General features: G+C 36.3%; 13 protein-coding genes. 8 read left to right on the top strand and 5 right to left on the bottom strand.

The window, feature by feature from the left end; translation table 11 throughout:
* Window positions 1–391: 391 nt before the first annotated feature.
* Together I5776_RS16785 and proP are read left to right on the top strand one after the other, a co-directional pair.
* The gene (locus I5776_RS16785; protein ID WP_202777481.1) at window positions 392–1,456 is read left to right on the top strand and encodes an Ig-like domain-containing protein; all 1,065 of its coding nucleotides are present in this window, start codon (window positions 392–394) and stop codon (window positions 1,454–1,456) included.
* A gap of 910 nt (window positions 1,457–2,366) precedes the next feature.
* A complete protein-coding gene (gene proP, locus I5776_RS16775) occupies window positions 2,367–3,836 on the top strand; it encodes a glycine betaine/L-proline transporter ProP (protein ID WP_202777480.1) in 1,470 nt (489 codons plus the stop codon).
* A 47-nt stretch (window positions 3,837–3,883) separates the two neighbouring features.
* Here proP and I5776_RS16770 read toward each other — a convergent pair whose 3' ends face one another.
* Together I5776_RS16770 and I5776_RS16765 are read right to left on the bottom strand one after the other, a co-directional pair.
* On the bottom strand, window positions 3,884–4,108 hold the full coding sequence (locus I5776_RS16770) for a hypothetical protein (protein ID WP_202777479.1): 225 nt from the start codon (window positions 4,106–4,108) through the stop codon (window positions 3,884–3,886).
* A gap of 4 nt (window positions 4,109–4,112) precedes the next feature.
* Window positions 4,113–4,433 (bottom strand): YbjQ family protein, encoded by a 321-nt coding sequence (locus I5776_RS16765; RefSeq protein ID WP_066231340.1) that lies wholly within the window; start codon window positions 4,431–4,433, stop codon window positions 4,113–4,115.
* Between the two features lie 209 nt (window positions 4,434–4,642).
* On the opposite strand from I5776_RS16765, the gene I5776_RS16760 reads away from it, so the two are divergent.
* Together I5776_RS16760 and I5776_RS16755 are read left to right on the top strand one after the other, a co-directional pair.
* Window positions 4,643–5,149: a MarR family winged helix-turn-helix transcriptional regulator gene (locus I5776_RS16760; RefSeq protein WP_202777478.1), complete on the top strand. Its 507-nt coding sequence runs from the start codon at window positions 4,643–4,645 to the stop codon at window positions 5,147–5,149.
* A gap of 21 nt (window positions 5,150–5,170) precedes the next feature.
* Window positions 5,171–8,269: an MMPL family transporter gene (locus I5776_RS16755; protein WP_202777477.1), complete on the top strand. Its 3,099-nt coding sequence runs from the start codon at window positions 5,171–5,173 to the stop codon at window positions 8,267–8,269.
* Between the two features lie 147 nt (window positions 8,270–8,416).
* Here I5776_RS16755 and I5776_RS16750 read toward each other — a convergent pair whose 3' ends face one another.
* The gene (locus I5776_RS16750) at window positions 8,417–10,063 is read right to left on the bottom strand and encodes a beta/alpha barrel domain-containing protein (protein ID WP_343066399.1); all 1,647 of its coding nucleotides are present in this window, start codon (window positions 10,061–10,063) and stop codon (window positions 8,417–8,419) included.
* Between the two features lie 319 nt (window positions 10,064–10,382).
* The gene (locus tag I5776_RS16745; protein WP_202777475.1) at window positions 10,383–11,291 is read right to left on the bottom strand and encodes a LysR family transcriptional regulator; all 909 of its coding nucleotides are present in this window, start codon (window positions 11,289–11,291) and stop codon (window positions 10,383–10,385) included.
* A 109-nt stretch (window positions 11,292–11,400) separates the two neighbouring features.
* On the opposite strand from I5776_RS16745, the gene I5776_RS16740 reads away from it, so the two are divergent.
* From I5776_RS16740 to I5776_RS16730, 3 genes are all read left to right on the top strand, one after another.
* Window positions 11,401–12,444, top strand: a complete 1,044-nt coding sequence (locus I5776_RS16740) for a 2,3-butanediol dehydrogenase (protein WP_202777474.1) — start codon at window positions 11,401–11,403, stop codon at window positions 12,442–12,444.
* A 30-nt stretch (window positions 12,445–12,474) separates the two neighbouring features.
* On the top strand, window positions 12,475–13,245 hold the full coding sequence (locus I5776_RS16735; RefSeq protein WP_202777473.1) for an SDR family NAD(P)-dependent oxidoreductase: 771 nt from the start codon (window positions 12,475–12,477) through the stop codon (window positions 13,243–13,245).
* Window positions 13,246–13,406: 161 nt separating this feature from the next.
* Entirely contained in the window at window positions 13,407–13,868 is a 462-nt protein-coding gene (locus I5776_RS16730) for a hypothetical protein (RefSeq protein ID WP_202777472.1), read from the top strand.
* A 92-nt stretch (window positions 13,869–13,960) separates the two neighbouring features.
* Here the strand turns inward: I5776_RS16730 and I5776_RS16725 are convergent, their stop codons facing one another.
* The gene (locus tag I5776_RS16725) at window positions 13,961–15,220 is read right to left on the bottom strand and encodes an MFS transporter (protein WP_425490288.1); all 1,260 of its coding nucleotides are present in this window, start codon (window positions 15,218–15,220) and stop codon (window positions 13,961–13,963) included.
* A gap of 864 nt (window positions 15,221–16,084) precedes the next feature.
* On the opposite strand from I5776_RS16725, the gene I5776_RS16720 reads away from it, so the two are divergent.
* Window positions 16,085–16,672, top strand: coding sequence for a GNAT family N-acetyltransferase (locus I5776_RS16720; RefSeq protein ID WP_246483825.1), 588 nt, complete (start codon window positions 16,085–16,087; stop codon window positions 16,670–16,672).
* The last annotated feature ends 58 nt before the right edge of the window (window positions 16,673–16,730 follow it).

The raw sequence follows: 16,730 nt of genomic DNA, 5'->3' as shown, positions 1-16,730 counted from the left end.
AGCCGTAAGTTTTCCGACCATTCACTTAAAAAACGTGAAAATAAATAATTTTGCTTTGCGTAATCGGAAAACATCCGCTTATTTCCCACAAAACAAGCTCTATTCTGCTGTATAACCGGAAAATATCCACTTATTTTGATGATCTTTTTTTTTGCTCAAAAAGACATCAACATACACGCAATTTCTGAGAAAAAAATGCGTTTTTCTAAAATTTCATTAAGCAGAAAAGTCTTCAGTTTTCAGTAGTGAAAGGCAATACTAAAGAATTAAAATAAGATTTAATTGAACTTTGCAAAATTTAGAAAGGAGAAATGTGGTAAAATAATTATTGACGACAACTAAGAAGACCCAATCAGGAGTCAATATAAAAAAATATTTGGAGGGGAATCTTTTGAAAAAGAGGATTATAAGCTTATTAGTAGTATTTGCGCTTTGCTCTACACTTTTTTTCAAAGTGAACGTCAATGCTGAATCGACCAATCAAACGATAAAAAGCGACACAGGTAAAGAAGCACTTAATTACAATGTAATAAATGGATCAAAAGGGGATTTATTGAAAAAATTAGCTGGAAATACTGTTTCAAATGATGGAGAACACAAACTTTTAGGAGATTATCTCTTTGAAAAAGAACCTAATAATACGTTTGAAACCGCAAATGATCTACCCCTAAAAACATATGTAGTAGGAACATATGACAGCAGTTATACTGATGTTGATGTTTATAAAGTTGTGATCAAATCTGATGGTCTTCTTAAAGTTAAGACAACGGCTGGTAAGAGCAATTACACTCTCGCTTCAGCCATTTTACACGATGAGAATGGAAATCTTCAAGAGAAGGCCGCAATGCAGTATGAAGATAGTGGAACAATATCCGAGTACAATGTTACTAGTGGAATTTACTATATTACTGCATTTAATTCGGAAAACTCAATAAATGTACCTTATATATTAAGTACTTCTTTTCGTCCAGAGGTTTATGCACCGAAAGTAAAATCTATAAGTGACCGAGATACTAAAATAACCGGAAGTGCCGTTACAAATTCAAAGGTATACCTATTTGCAAATAAGAAACCATTAAATAACGGTACACTTGTTTGTGATAGTAAATTTTCCGTCAAGATAAAACCTTTAAAGGCGGGAACGAAAGTAACTGCATATCAAGTATATTCTGGTTATAAAAGTGAAGTGGTTACACTTACAGTAAGTGATAAAACCCCTCCGAAAACATTAAAGGTGAATAAGATAACATCAAAAACGAAAACAATTACCGGAAAAACGGAGGCCTCAGCTTCAGTTGAAGTGAAAAAGGGAAAAAAATTATTGGGCAAGGCAAAAGCAAATAAAAAAGGTGTATATAAAATAAAAATTAAACAACAGAAAAAAGGAACAACATTAACGATAATTGCAAAAGATAAAGCAAAAAATGCAAAAACAATCAAAGTGAAAGTAAAGTAAGATTATGATCTTACTATCCACAAATTGTAAAAACCGGTTTCTACTTATGAGAAGAAGGCAACTAACCTAAACGGTTGTTGCCTATTCTAGTTCTTCCCTTTTGGATGGGATGACTCCTCACTTTCGTAGAAAAACTAAAAATGAATAGTTGTTTTCAATGTGACAAAGCGGAAGTAGTAAAAAAGGATGATCGAGATGAATATTTTTAAATGGCTGCAAAATAAAGAAAAAAAAGGAAACTGTAAACACTCCTCATTAAAAATGGAAGCTGATTTTAGTGCTGACCCATTATAGTGTAGTGAATGTGGTTATAACCTAGACATTGATGATTTTTCAATATCAGACGAATTAAAAAAGGAATTAATTAATTGGGTTCTCGCCTATAAACAAGTATCAATGGAGGAGCATAATAAAATAGGCGGTTTATTAGCAGAAAGAGTAAAAGAAGAATTAGGAAAAGACTTTCATGTCACCTTTATTGAACAGTGAATTTGAAAATAAAATTTATATAAATGGGTGTGGGCTGAAGAGTAAATGTATCTTCGGCTTTTTCATTGGCAAAGGATAAAATTTATCATGTGAAACTCATTTTGAAAGTTACATTTATCAATATTAAGCGGAAACAATCAATAAGAACACAGTGAACTTATTATCAATCGGAGTTAAGGAATTACAACCATTTACTTTAATACCGAAAATGGAGAAAAATTAAACCTAGCAGTTGGAGTCATTATTAATGAACTCTTACTGTTTTTTTTCTTTTGGAAACGTTGTTGTTGTAGCATGGCGCCTTACATTTCACTGGAATGTAAAGGTGAGACAGCTGTCTAGTTTTCGAAGGAATAGAAATAATGAAGTCAGTTCAAAATAACAATAAATTATAATTTTTATAAGAATATAGGTGAAGCAATTGAGCAAAATTCCGGGGGTTAAAAAAAATCCTAAAAGAAGACTAAAAAAGGATGATATTACGGTTGTTGATACAAAAGCGGCAAAAAAAGCGGTGGTGGCTACTGCCCTTGGAAATGCGATGGAGTGGTTTGATTTTGGAATTTACTCTTATTTAGCTGTAACGATAGGAAAGGTGTTTTTTTCGGGCACAGCTGGTTCGTTACAATTAGTATTTTCATTTGCTACTTTTGCTGTAGCATTTCTCGTTCGTCCTATTGGCGGAATGTTTTTTGGTATGTTGGGTGATAAGTTAGGAAGAAAAAAGATATTAACGATCACTTTAGTGTTAATGTCTTTTTCTACTCTATGTATGGGTTTGATTCCGAGCTATGCAAAGATTGGAAATTTGGCTCCAATTCTTTTGCTTTTAGCCAGACTGGTTCAGGGATTTTCCGCGGGCGGTGAATATTCGGGTGCCATGACTTTTATCGCTGAATCCTCTCCCGATAAAAAAAGAGGCTTCTTTTCAAGCGGTTTAGAAGTGGGAACATTAGTTGGATACATCGGTGGATCCGCTATTGTGACGATTCTGAGTTATATACTTGGACCAGATAAGATGCTTGATTGGGGATGGCGTATCCCGTTTTTTATTGCTGCTCCGATGGGACTGATAGGTCTTTATTTGAGAAATAATTTAGAGGAATCCCCTGTCTTTGAAGCAATGAATGAAGGGAAAGACAAAGAAAAAGAAAAAGGCTTAATAAAAAAAGTTTTTGTATATCATTGGCCGCAACTGCTTAAAGGTGTAGTTTTAGTTTTATTTTTTAATGTTGTCGACTACATGTTGCTATCATATATGCCGTCTTATTTAAATGTTGTGTTAGGTTATGGAGAAACAGTTGGTCTTTTGTTCATTTTGATTATTATGTTTATCATGATTCCGATCGTTTTATTTATGGGCTATATCAGTGACCGAGTGGGGAATAAACGCATTATTTTAAGTGGATTAATAGGTATAGTTATTCTGTCCATCCCAGCATTCAAGATGATCGGAAGTGGAAGTTATACGACCGTGTTTTTTGGACTAATGATATTAGCTATTCTTTTAGCTACATTCGAAGCAACCATGCCGTCTATGCTGCCTTCCTTATTTTTTACAGAAGTAAGATATGTCGCCCTTGCCATTACTTTTAATATTTCGGTTTCCTTATTTGGTGGAACAACGCCATTGGTTATGGCGTGGCTTATAAAAGTGACAAATAACCCAATGGTTCCAGCTTATTATATTATGGCTGCTTGTTTAATTGGTATTTTGACAATGATTTTTGTGAAAGAAACGACGGGGAAAGCGCTAAGAGGTTCTGCTCCGGCAGTAGAAGAGAAACATGAAATTGCAGATATTTTAGAGAATCCACAAGAGGCAATTTGGTGGAAAGAAGAAAAAGTAACTATTGATGAAAAAATCGCTGATTCAGATAATGAAAAATAACAAGTAGTTCTGTTCAGGCTGCCAACTTCCGGCAGCCTTTTAGATCTTTATTCTTCTTTATAAAATCGTTCCCCAGTTTCTGGATTAAAATAAACGACTAATCTTTTCTTTGTGGTTGGGTCGATTGAAACCTCATTTGTTCGGACGAATCCTTTAGGTACTTGTTGACCGTGCTTTGTTTTGAAGCGACGATCCCAAATGAACCAAGAGCCGAAAATTAAAATAAGGAGAACAATGAATTGAATACCGTAAAAGCCGAAAACCCATTCCATCGACTTATTCTTCTTCTACAATAACGGCTGTTCCATACGCAACGATTTCACTCATATTTTGGCCGATTTCACCAGAGTCAAAGCGCATCATAATGATCGCGTTCGCGCCCATTGCTCTGGCGTTTTCCACCATGCGATCGATCGCTTGCTTTCTGGCATCCTCCAACATTTCCGTATACTGATTAATTTCTCCGCCTACAAGACCTTTCAACGAAGCAACGATATCTTTCCCGATACCCCTTGCTCGAACAGTTAACCCAAATACTGGACCCTTCACTTCGGTAACTTTATGATTAGCAATTTTCTCTGTTGTTACGATAATCATTTGGAACGCCCCTTTTCAAAATTGATTCCCTACATGTTCATTTTACGTTATAAAGGGTTAAAAATCCCATTATTTTTTCAGAATGAAATAGAAGGAGATCACTAAAAATAAAAACTCATTTCCACATTGACAAAAGTACCATGTATCCATAATAATTAATCGTATCCGATGTATCGCATACGATGTTTTTTGAAGGGAGGATAAATAAAATGGATAAAGCAGATTTTATTCGTGAATCAATTGATTTTTTACATCGCTATCTGATGAAAAGTCTTCAGAAAACGGCGGAGGAGCATGGCGTGACCATTCCTCAAGTAAGAGTTATTGGCGATGTGTTTGCCCATAATACTGTAAGCATTAAACAACTCTCTCAAAATCTTAAAATGACACAAAGTACGGTTTCAGATATTGTTGAAAGACTTACTTCAAAAGGGTTTCTCGTGAAAACACCTAATGCAAAGGATAAACGTTTAGTGGATATTTCCTTGTCACCTGAACTTGCGGAAGGCATTAACGGAAGCATCTCTGAAATTGCAAATATGTCATTAATCGGTGCACTAAGTCTTTTGAGCCCGGATGAACAGGAGATTGTGGAAAAGGGAATGGGATTGTTAGTTTCAGCTGTTAAGGAAAAAATGAAGGCAGATGGAATGGATAACTATGATTTCTTTGATGTGTTGTTCTTGGAAAAGCCAAACATGGGAGATACTATATAAAATGAAATCGGAGGATACAAAGTGAGCAAAATTATTAAGGGCCGTTGGGCCATAATTGCAATATGGCTGATTGCAACTATATTGCTAACAATCATTCAGCCAGATATCAATGCAATATTGCGGCAAAAAGGGCAGGAAGGAACAAGTGCTAATAGTCCTTCAGTGATAGCAGATAATATCCTGAAAAAAATGGATACTACGAAGGGGACCAATAACCTTATCGTTTTTTACGATAAAAATAAAATTTCAAATGATGAAATGAAAAAAATTGGTGATGCAGTAAAGTCACTTAATGATAGTCGTCAAGAGCTTGGGATTACCGACATGATTGATCCTTTCAGTATGCCTGATGCAAAAAGCACTTTAGTTTCTAAAGATGGTACGACCTTAATGGTAAGCTACAAACTTGATAAAAAAGATAGAGAAATAGACGATATACAAAAACAGTTTAATAGCAAACTTAAGGATGTACCTGTTGAATATTATCTTAGCGGTGAAGATTTTATTAATAATGATTATCTAAAAGCATCTCAAGCAGGTGTGGAGAAGAGTGCTGCATTAACAGTCATCTTTATTCTAGTAGTGCTGATCATTGCCTTTAGGTCAGTTGTTACTCCTTTAATATCCTTAGTAGCTGTTGCCTTTTCCTATCTTGTTTCCATGGGAATCGCGGCCCAATTAATTGATAAGGCAAATTTCCCGATAACAAGCCTTACCCAAATGCTTTTAGTCCTTATTCTCTTTGGTGTAGGTACGGATTACAATATCCTGCTTTTTAATCGATTTAAGGAAGAATTATCACATGGACATTCGGTAGATGACTCGATTATTAATACGTATAAAACGGCAGGAAAAACAATTGCATATAGTATACTCACTGTATTTATTGCTTTCCTTGCGCTTGTTTTTTCCGAATCGCCAATTTATAAATCCGGTGTTGTTGTAGTTATTGGTGTAACCATCCTATTACTTGAAATTTTGACATTAACCCCTTTCATTATGAAAGTGTTAGGCAATAAGCTTTTCTGGCCTTCCAAAAATGTTGGTGGTCACAAAGAAAACAAATTCTGGGGAAAAACATCCTCGTTAGCTACTAAGCATCCGATAATAATCACAATTATTATCTTACTAATCATAGGGCCAATGGTATATTTTCATCAAGAAAAGCTAAACTTTGATACCGTTGGGGAACTTGGAAATAAATATCCTTCTTCCAAAGCAATTAATTTGATTTCCGATCATTTTGGAAAAGGACAGTCCATGCCTGCAACAGTCGTTATTGAAAATGACAAAGCGCTTGATAATAATGAGTCGCTTGCAGTTATAGATAATGTAACAGAAAGACTCAAAGGTCTTAAAGGAGTGAAACAGGTTTCTTCGGTCACACAGCCTCAAGGGGAGATAATTGACGATTTTTACGTTGATAGACAAATGGAGTCTGTTACAGACGGCGTATCACAAACTCAAGACGGTGTGGATCAAATACATGATGGATTGAAGGAAGCGCAAGAAAAGCTCGGATCAGCAGACTTTTCTAAAGTAAACCAAATGGTTGATGGGACGGCTAAGCTCCAGGATGGAGTGAGTGCTCTAACCAAAGGACTGAAACAAATCCAAGCTGGTATTGATGATGGATCAAGTAATCCGCAAACGATAGCAGGCGGTTTAGCTACGATAGAATCGAATCTTTCAAAAATGAGCAGTGGAGTAGATGTGTTAGCTGAAAATTATAGAAAGATGCAAGCCGGTTATAAGGAGATGGGTACCCACTATCAAGAAGCAGCACAGGCACTTCTTGGTGTGAAAGGTGCACTTTCGCAAATGCAATCAATGGTGACTGCATTAGGAAAAAGTTATCCGAATGTGCAGAGTGATGCTAATTACCAAGGATTAAAGCAAACAATCGACCAGTTATCCTCGTCTTTAAGTCCAATTACACCTAAAAGCATAAAAGCATTAAACGATAATTACAATACAGTAACTGCCGGTTTTGCTACAGCAAATAAAAATCTTGCTAGTATGAGCAGTGGCTTATCTCAAATGTCAGATGGGTTGAAAAAACTGAAAGATGGACTTGGAAAGGCATCATCAGGAATCGGTACAATCGCAACAAATATGAATACGGTAAATGATGGGCTTGGGCAGATGAAAACGGGTCAACAGCAGCTTGTAGATGGACTCAATGGGTTCAACGTCTTTGGGGAAAATTTAACAGATGTAAATGATGGGTTAAAAGAAATCTCTAACGGTCTTGGACAAACGAATGGTTATTTAACTCAACTTAATTCGAATAAAACATTCTTTATTCCAAAGGAAGCTTTGACGAATAAGGATTTCAAAAAATCATTAGATGCTTTCATGACGAAAGATCGAAAAATCACGAAAATGATCGTGATACTTAACGATGATCCATATTCTACTGAAGCTTTAAATACGATTGAGAAAATTAATACGACGGTTTCCGATGGACTAAAAGGCACACTGCTTTCTGGTGCCAAAAGTGGCACATCTGGATCAAGTGCCACAACTAAAGATATGAATGATGTATTGTCAAGAGATTTAAATAAGACAACAATCATCGTCATAATAGGCGTATTAATTGTATTGTTCGTTGTTATACGATCTTTCTGGACACCGGTTTTCATTACAGCATCACTTGTTGGAGCATACTATGCGGCTATGTTCATTACAAACTATATTTTCATAGATTTGCAGGGGTATGAAGGTCTTTCTTCCTTTGTCCCATTCTTCTCCTTTATTATCATTGTAGCTTTAGGAGTAGACTATAGCATATTCTTAATGATGCGCTTTAAGGAATACCCTCATATGACGACTAAAGAGGCAATTGTGTTAGCGTCTAAGCAGATTGGCGGAGTAATTATATCAGCAGTTATCATACTTGGTGGAACCTTTGCTACACTTATGCCTTCGGGAATGGTACTCTTATCTGAATTAGCCATAGCAGTTATTACAGGCTTAATTGTACTTTGCTTTATATTACTTCCTATTTTTGTACCGGCATTGATGGTCCTTCCGGATGCCCTTGCACATTCAGTGTCCCGGAAAAAGGGTGAAAATTTACGCTTAGAAAAAAACAATGTACGTTCGAATATCAACTAAAGCTTCTGATTAAAGCACGAGTATTTGAGGCGGAAGGTAATCTTGAAATGATGCGTTTTTATTAGTGTGAGATTAAAATTCTATGATTTAAAGCGCAAGTGGGAGCTCTTCCTCTTTAACGAAGGAAGAGAACGACCTTGCGCTTTCTCAATTTCTTTTTAATAAAAATGGTGCTGTACAAACGACACCTACTAAGTATAGAAATACTGCAAAATAGGCAGGTAATAAGTGAACAAAATCAGTATATGCGATAATAAAATGAGTGACAATTCCCGCTGAAAAAGCTGGAATGGCACCAATTGTGAAACTCCACCAAACCCATCTTTCTCCCTCGCGAATTCCCCATAAGGCAAGCATCATTACGAGTAAACCTACACTTAGTAGGGCACTTCCAAATCCGGCCCGGTCATGCGCAATAACAGGGATTAAGCGGTCATTAAATTCATTCAGCGCTTCTGGAGATAGACATAAGTAGGTAAGATCCGTTGGTACAAAGACACTTGATGCACCAATGAAAGAAATGACAACACCTCCAAGAGCTAATGAAGCGCCTAATAGGACAAAAGATAGTTGCCCGATTAAACTCAACTTCCAGTATTGATGATTGAAAAGGTTAGTACTAGATGATGCTTCTGTTGCATTTCTAGATTTTACATATCCAATAATAAATAAAGGTAATAATATAAGCCAAAACAATCCATGAAGCCAATCGAAATAACCGTAACCGATAAATAAGAAGATACCAAGAAAACCAACCAGCCCTGCTATATTTACCGCTTTTCTTGCCCAATGAACGCCATATCTGATTCCATGCCTTGCAAGCTGCATGTAAATAAATCCACCTGAAATCATCGTTCCTGAAAGTGTCATCCGGTCATGTGCCATAAAGTATAAAATGGCGGGATTGAAACGTAAAATATCATTTCTAAAGATGTCTAAAAAAGATTCATCATATGGAAGAATAATCCTCGTCATACTAAAAAACAGAGCGATAAAACCGGCTACTGTAATCGCCAAACCAAACAACCAATACCAAATCCATCCTTCAACCTTCACAGGTTCCTTCGGAAATCTATTGTCGCAAGCTTCATTAATTCTCTTAGGGAGACCGGGTCCGGTAAACACGTATTCAAATCCCAGCAAAATAAGGGAAGCTCCACTATCTAGTAATCTGATAGCATCTGCTGGTTCTCTTACTCCACCCGAAGTGATAATTGGTATGTCCTTATGTACTTTCTTTATAGCAATAAGTGCATGCTGTAGCCTATCAAGTGAATGGCTTTCTTCAAGTAATATTCCATCTGGATGGTAGTTTTCTAGGTTATTACTGTCAGTAAAACTTTCGGCTGAATAAGCTAATAAAATAGGTTTATTTATTTGCTCACGTAAAAAAATGTATTCATTAACCGAATGAAAAGTATGACTGTTTATAATGAATCCATCACTAAAAGGATCGAGCTCTTCACAAATCTGCTTTGATTCTTGGAGCGTTCCCTCTACCCTTATAAAAAATGGTACTTTCTTTTTTTTCAAAGAGGCGAGTTTCTCTTTGACTTTTGATAGCGGTATCCTTTCGCTATATCCCGAAATTTGTTCCTTTTTTTGATCAATCTGTAGTGCTTCTTTCTCTGATGAACCCAGAATTGAAACTGGGCCAATTTCCATAAAACCAAAACCGAGATTTTGAAAAGCTTTTAGTCCGGATAATTTCGGATCAATTTTGCCACTTAATCCAACTGAAGATGGAAACTGTACCCCAAATACATGCTTCTCTAGTTTTTTAGAAGGTGCCATGTGGCCAAGAAATTCTATAAATGCTTCCCCAATTAATGTGGATGATACTATGCTCATTCCACGGTGAATACACTCTCGACTAAAGGAAGGTGGAAGCTTTTGTAGAAGAGGCTTGAATATCGTTTGATATGACCAATCCGGCAAGGTGAACTCCCTCTTTCGTCTTTTAAGATAATAGTGGTAAAAAAAGTTAGTACTACCTGTTATTTTACTATAACTCCATGCAAATTGTGATGAAGGATTTGCATTAAAGCACTTTTACCAGGCGAGTGGGTTCTACCTATTTGAAGCCATAAGAGAAATCTCCTCGTGTTTTCCTCTATTGCTGCCTCCACAACATTTTGTTAACCTCTTCAATATAGTGTTTAGCCTCATTAGATAGTTTATTATCGTGTTTTTTTAGCCAGCCGAATCGAAACGATGTGTCACTTAAATCTGCAATTTCTATTGCCTTTACTGTATCAGAAGGAAAGCTGTGGTTGAAAACTGCGGAAATATCATGGCCAATCGTCACTGCTCCAAGTTCCATTACTGCTTTAGTAATCACATCTAAGTTAGTAGTTTTAAAGAAAACATCAATTGGGCCGTATAATCTTTGGAAATTATTAATGAAGTTTTGTACATATTCATCTTTATATAAAACAAATTTTTGTGTCTTTAATAGATCAACTGTCATCCTTTCCATGGTATTTGCTAAAGGTGAATCTATTGATGTATATACCGAAATTTTCCCATTCATTACAGGTATAAAATGAAGATCAGAAACGAGATCGATACTTGCTTTATTAATTGCTATAAAACCAATATCAGTTTTATCATCCTTAATATCTTCAATAATTTCCATACTTGCTTTTTCGTTGACTTCAATTTTTAAGGTAGATTCCTTTTGTTTCAATAAAATATAAGTGTCGATAATGGGACCTGCTAAACCGGGGATCGCAGATATTCTAAGCAAGTCGTTTATGTTGTTTAATTGGTGTTTAGCTTCAGCCTTAATCTGATATAAGGCATAAAGTGCATCTTGCGCTTTTTCTATTATTGCATCTCCTTCCTTAGTAGTGACAGCTCCCGTTCTGCTCCGAATAAATAATTTTATATTAAGCTCAGACTCTAAGCGTGAGATTGCTTGGCTTAATCCTGATTGACTAATATTTAAAATTTCCGCTGCTTTTGCTAACGATTTTGTTTTTGCAACTTCAACAATATAAGTGAGTTGTTCAATGTTCATGAAATCATATCCTTAAGTAATAGTTAATTAAAGTTAAATTATATTAACTATAACTTAACTAGTCAAACTGTTATAATAATTCTATAGAAAGTTAATGGAGATGATAAAAATGAAAGCAGCAGTTTGGCATAATATTAATGATGTACGTGTAGAACAAGTACAAGAGCCAAAAGTTACATCAGGTCAAATAAAAGTGAAAGTTGAATGGGCTGGTATTTGCGGAAGTGATCTTCATGCTTATTCGCATGGTTTATCTTCAGAACCGCATCCAATTAGCGGACAAAAACCACCACTTACACTTGGACATGAATTTTCAGGAACCATCGTTGAGGTAGCTGATGATGTGACAAGCCATCATGCAGGTGAAAGAGTTGCTATCGAACCATTAATATATTGCGGCGAATGTTATGCTTGTAAAAGAGGATATTATAACCAATGCAACAAAGTGGGGTTTGTCGGATTGAATCGTGATGGTGGTTTTGCAGAATATGTAATTGTTGATGAGAATATGGTTCATGTTCTTCCAGATCATGTTTCTTTCGAAGAAGGAGCGTTAGTTGAGCCGACAGCTGTTTCTTTTTATGCTGTTAGAGAAAGTAAGCTCAAACCTGGGGATTCAGTAGCTATTTTTGGAGCGGGACCAATCGGATTATTAACGTTATTATCAGCTAAAGCAGCAGGAGCAACAAAAATCATTGTCGTTGACTTATCAGAGGAACGACTTGAAAAAGCGAAAGAATTAGGTGCAACTACGATTATTAATGGAATGCGTAGTGATATTGTTGAAACGATTCATCAATTAACAAATGGTGGTGTCAGCGTTGCGTATGAATGTGCGGGAGTGCAGCCAACGATGACAAATGCGGTTGCTTCGGTTAAACAAGGTGGACAAGTTATGGCGATTGCTGTATTTGCAAAACCAGTTGCAATAAATATGGGACAATTAATGTTTAAAGCGGCAGATATCACTTCAACACTTGCCTATCGACATGTATTCCCGGAAGTGATTGATATGATTGCGACAGGAAGATTAGATGTAAAATCAGTAATTACTAAAAAAATTGACCTTAAAGACATTGTCGAGGAAGGATTTAATCAATTAATCAACGATAAAAAACAAGCGAAAATATTAGTTAAAACTTCAAGTAATTAAAACCATTCGACAATTAAGGGGGATTAAAAAATGGGGAATTTATCAGGTAAAATAGCAATCGTGACAGGCGGTGCGTCAGGGATCGGATATGCCATTGTTCAACGCTTACTAAACGCTAATGTGAAAGTGGCTGTTGCAGATTTGAATCGTGAAAAATTAAAAGAAATGGAAGCGGCTCATAAAGGGAAAGTAATTGGTTGTGTAACCAATGTAACAAAGGAAGAGGATATTGAAACTCTTGTGCAGAAAACAGTTGATGCGTTTGGAGGACTTGATTATGCATTTAATGTTGCGGGAGCATCAAAAGCTGGTGCAATAGTCGATCAAAGTGAAGAAGACTGGGATTTTACAGTAGACTTATGCTTAAAAGGTGTATTTTTATCTTTAAAACACGAAGCTAAGTATATGAAAGAACATGGGGGAGGAGCTATTGTAAATGTAGCTTCGCTAAATGCTCATGTACCAATGTTCTACGGAGCGGCATACTCATCTGCAAAAGCTGGTGTTGAAATGTTAACGAAAAATGCTGCTTTAGAACTTGCACAGCACAATATTCGTGTAAATACTATACTACCTGGATTGGTCGCTACTCCATTAACAAGTGGGTTAACAAATGTTGAAGCAATAAATGATGCATACATGGAACGTATACCGATGCGACGTGCAGGTAATCCAGATGAAATGGCAGGTCCTGCATTATTTCTTGTTAGCGAAGATGCTTCATATGTAAATGGTGCTAGTCTAATAGTTGATGGCGCATGGGCTGTTAGTGGTTATCCGGATTTAAGTAAATTTATGTAGTAAACATAGTAATCTATTGATTGGTTGGATTTTTTTAAAAATTTCTTTTGGATTAAATGATCAAAAAAAGAATCCACTTCCCTGTTTTAGTCCAAGGTACAATCCGAATTTCATTTTTCAACATATCCTAATGGGAAAGAATATTTAAGGATGTGGAGAATATGAATCATTCACAGGTAAGTCAACCGGGAATTAAATTAAGAACACAGTTTACGTTCATGGTCGATGATGTAACCCTCAGCTGTATTTTGAGCGGGATAGCTGAGAATTCGGTTAACATTGCTGCCTTTTTTACTACTAAAGATGCTAGAAATGCTAATTTTGTTAGACTCGTAGTAGGCTCATCTGAATCGGAAAGTGCAGAAGATCTTTCCGTAGTGGTAAAAACCCTTAAATCTTTACAAGTTCGATTTAAAGAGGAAAAAGTGATTGCACTTTCTACCATACCTGCGGGAATTCCTGGGGGATACAATCGAGTAATTGGCAGTCTTTGGTGCAAGACAAAGCTTAAATCCTTTTATGTGGGGGAAAACAATATCATTTATATAAACGTATCTAATATAAGAAAGGCAATCGAAATTTTGTCTAACGAAAATCTTGAGCAATGTCCGAAGGAATGTTAAAAAATTTAGTGGACAGTGATTCCGTTATTCACGAAAAATAAGGAAATCACTGCTTTTTTTTGGGACAACGAATCTAAACGTTGTCCGCTTTTTTAATTAAATGCTCGAATCCTCTTATGAAAAAGAACCAATACGGCAATCAACACAATGATTGAACTAAAAGTGAGGAGTGTCGTAATTTCGCCAATTCCTTCTGCTGCCCAGCCAGTTAAAAGATAACCAACCGGCAATAAAGCAAAGGAACCTAGCATATCTAAACTTGCAACTCTGCCGAATTTTTCTTCAGGCACAAGTTCTTGGAGACTTGTTTCCCAAATAAGGCCGAAAAACATATTGCAGGCACCGTTCAAAAACATCAAAAACATGATGAAAGGAATACTCGCTACGGCTGGTAATAACAAAAGTGATAAACCGCTTAATGCCACACTTATATAGGTTAAAATCCCTCGTTTATTCCATTGTTTTCGCAAACCGAATATAATTCCACAAACAATTCCTCCAGCACCGGAAGCGGAAATAACGAGTCCGAACACGGTAGGATCGAACTGATAATGGACATTGATTAACCAGGGGAGCAAAACCTTCATAATTCCACCCCAAAAAATATTTATCACCGAAAAGGCAAGAATGGTTATCCACAGCCATGACTGTTGCCTGATCACTTCGATTCCCTCAAGTAAATCTTGTTTTATTGAACGTTTAGGGGAGGTATTGATAGTGTTACTTTGAAAACTTAACCTTCTTAGTGATAACAAAAAAAGAAATGAAATGATGTAAGTAGCAGCATCTATTCCGAATCCCCATGCTGCTGAAAATGATGAAACAATAACACCACCGATGATCGGTCCAAATAATTTCAATCCTTGCATCATTACTTGTGTGAGAGAATTTGCTGCATTGCGAATCTCTTTTGTGAAAATTTTTGCCCTTACGCCTGAGTGTGCTGGCTGGAAAAGGCTTTCCATGATGCCCATTAAAAACATGATAATAAATAATATCGTCATACTTAACTGATTCAAAAACGAAATAGTGGCTAAAGTAAGTATCAAAGCGAAGCGCACCAAATCAACAAATAGCATTATTTTTACTTTATTCATTTTATCAACGAGAACGCCTGAAAATGGCAGGAGCAAAATAAACGGAACCATATAAACCGCCATGACTGTCCCCATCATTGCTGCCGATTTTGTTTCCTGCAAAACCACAATAGGCATGATTACATTTGTAATCGAGCTTCCTAAATATGAAAAAATCTGTCCAAATAACAAGGCTGCAAAATGAGGTGACTTTTTAAAAAGTTGCAAGAATGTTAAAGTGTCTTCCCTTTGTTTTACATTAACAGAACTCACCATATCCTCTCCCTTAATTACTAAATAAGAACATTCTGCTTCTATATTCCATTACTCATATAATGGGTATCCTCCTTACTTAAAATAGAGGCACCTAAATGATTAACACGATTTCCCAGCTGGTTATTAAAATATAAAATAACATTTTAAATAAATATAGACTTATATATTTATTTAATTTATAATAATAGTATGAAAATTAAGGGAACTTACTTTTATATTTAAAGAACTTACAAAAAGAACATATGTTCGGTTTGAAAAGACGCTCTCAAAAGAGCGTCTTTTCTATATATTATTGGAGGGATATGAAGTATCGATTTGTGAAAATACATGGTGGTGCATAAGGGGCTGGTGAATAACTTATTGTGAGTTGGAAGCGGGACGGTAGCAAAACCCCCTACGCGTCTATGGTATCGGAATAACCGAAAGCGGGACGATAGAGTGAGAAAAGGAAAAGCCATCGTACCTAGAGGGGAAAAAGCGAACCGATAGTGAAGCCCCCTCAGCATCTATGGTATCGGAATAGCCGAAAGAGGAACGATAGAGTGAGAAAAGGAAAAGCTATCGTACCTACAGGAGAAAAAGCGAACCGAAAGTGAAGCTTCCATAGCATCTATGGTATCGGAATAGCCGAAAGAGGAACGATTTAGTGAGAAAAGGAAAAGCCATCGTACCTAGAGGAGAAAAAGCGAACCGAAAGCGAAGCCCCCTCAGCATCTATGGTATCGGAATAGCCGAAAGCGGAACGATAGAGTGAGAAAAGGAAAAGCCATCGTACCTAGAGGGGAAAAAGCGAACCGATAGAAACTGCGGTACACCTGCAGACCAAGCGTGTTTATGAAAATGAGAAACGAGTGGGAGGAAAATATGGAAATTAGAGCTTATCGTTTTGAAGATGAAATTGGATGGACCCGTTGTAGGGTATTATCGTTTTTGGATAGTGCTTATTATGACAATGTTTTAAGAGAAAAAGAACAATATGAAAATCCGGCTATTGAACTAGTAGCTGTAGAAGATCATCAGGTTATCGGTTTAATAGATATTGAATATGAAGTAGAAGAGAGAACTGTCTGCTCAAGGGGAAATGGATTGGGCGGAATGATTTGGCATATAGCGGTTCATCCTGATTATCGGAGAAGAGGAATTGGAAGTCAACTGTTATCTAAAGCGGAAAAAATAGCGAAAGAAAAGGGGTTAAATCGTCTTGAGGCATGGACGAGGGATGACGAATGGGTAAATAATTGGTATAAAAACAACCAATTTTCAAAAGTAGATTCGTATTTACACGTGTTTATTAATGGTGAAACGGAGTTGAATGGGGTAATAAAATCAGAGCAATCGGATTTATATCCTGTTCAAACCTTCGCTCATTATGTAGGTAAAGAAAAGGAAAAGATAAAGGAACAATTTAAGAGGGTTCATGAATGTAATTGTTTTGAGAAGAAGTTGGAGTAAGAAACAACTATTGCGGGAATGATTGTCTAGAATAATGACAATGATAGTTTTGGTGCCA

The organism is Heyndrickxia vini (assembly GCF_016772275.1).
GTDB classification, from domain to species: domain Bacteria; phylum Bacillota; class Bacilli; order Bacillales; family Bacillaceae_C; genus Heyndrickxia; species Heyndrickxia vini.
The sequence above is the reverse complement of the archived record's forward strand: the minus strand, read 5'-3'. Positions and strand labels throughout refer to the sequence as shown.

Bases quoted from the DNA above. Each gene is read 5' to 3' on its own strand.
- I5776_RS16740 (WP_202777474.1), top strand. From the start codon at position 11,401: ATGAAAGCAGCAGTTTGGCATAATATTAATGATGTACGTGTAGAACAA.
- I5776_RS16765 (WP_066231340.1), bottom strand. From the start codon at position 4,433: ATGATTATCGTAACAACAGAGAAAATTGCTAATCATAAAGTTACCGAA.
- I5776_RS16770 (WP_202777479.1), bottom strand. From the start codon at position 4,108: ATGGAATGGGTTTTCGGCTTTTACGGTATTCAATTCATTGTTCTCCTT.
- I5776_RS16725 (WP_425490288.1), bottom strand. From the start codon at position 15,220: ATGGTGAGTTCTGTTAATGTAAAACAAAGGGAAGACACTTTAACATTC.
- I5776_RS16720 (WP_246483825.1), top strand. From the start codon at position 16,085: ATGGAAATTAGAGCTTATCGTTTTGAAGATGAAATTGGATGGACCCGT.
- I5776_RS16730 (WP_202777472.1), top strand. From the start codon at position 13,407: ATGAATCATTCACAGGTAAGTCAACCGGGAATTAAATTAAGAACACAG.
- I5776_RS16750 (WP_343066399.1), bottom strand. From the start codon at position 10,063: ATGGCACCTTCTAAAAAACTAGAGAAGCATGTATTTGGGGTACAGTTT.
- I5776_RS16745 (WP_202777475.1), bottom strand. From the start codon at position 11,291: ATGAACATTGAACAACTCACTTATATTGTTGAAGTTGCAAAAACAAAA.
- I5776_RS16760 (WP_202777478.1), top strand. From the start codon at position 4,643: ATGGATAAAGCAGATTTTATTCGTGAATCAATTGATTTTTTACATCGC.
- I5776_RS16735 (WP_202777473.1), top strand. From the start codon at position 12,475: ATGGGGAATTTATCAGGTAAAATAGCAATCGTGACAGGCGGTGCGTCA.